Here is a 747-nt window from a genome sequence, read left to right as displayed (position 1 = left end):
ACTAAGAAATCAATTAATTCTTGAATAGAAAGGTCAGCAATTTCTTCAACGTCAAATTCAGTGAATAAAGCCACAGAAGTAGCACCGAAGGTGTTGGAAAAAGGCAATTTTTTATATTCACTAAATTTAAGAAATAGGTTGGAAATGAAGTAATTCATTTCTCGCCTAAGATTTTCAGCAAGATGAAATCTTGTTCTTGTGAGCCTTTTAAGAGGTTCATATTCATTAAAAGGCGTATACTCTTCTGGGAGTCGTCCAAAACGTAGTTTGTCAGCAATGATAAAAGCATCATATTTATCAGTTTTGCTTTTATCAGAATATGCATCTTTGAAATTCTTAATTATTTTAGCATTTAATTGATAAACTTTAACATCATAATCTGCAAGTAATTGATTGTAAGCGATAAAATTTAGCAGATGAAAATGATAGTTAGAAGTAGCTTCAACACCAAAAATTAATGCACTTAAGTTATTAGTTTCTAGATGTTTAAGAATAAGTTTAACTAGCTTATTTGCTCCTGATTTATTATTATCAAAACACTTGGTATCAAGCTTAGTACCATCGCCAAGTAAGAAGCAAAAATAATTATTATCAGAGCTGACATCACAACCTACGTATAAAGTATTATTATTCATAATTAAAACCTCCCAGAGAATTTGAATTAGTTAAGTAAGTGGGCTAGACTCCCTAGTTTTCATACCCACTTCATCCTCGCTTCTATTAGAGATGAAGTCTAAGTGTTTTAAA

The 747-nt window shown here is 30.7% G+C and carries 1 protein-coding gene; it reads right to left on the bottom strand.

Features of this window, described 5'->3' with window-relative positions; genetic code table 11:
- Window positions 1–635 (bottom strand): IS110 family transposase (locus tag HALSAC_RS0103405; protein ID WP_027339082.1); only part of this gene is annotated, 635 nt, incomplete at its 3' end.
- Between the last annotated feature and the right edge of the window lie 112 nt (window positions 636–747).

It is taken from the genome of Halonatronum saccharophilum DSM 13868 (assembly GCF_000517025.1).
Classification (GTDB): domain Bacteria; phylum Bacillota; class Halanaerobiia; order Halobacteroidales; family Halobacteroidaceae; genus Halonatronum; species Halonatronum saccharophilum.
Note: the sequence above shows the minus strand (reverse complement) of the source record. Positions and strands in the feature narration are given on the sequence as shown.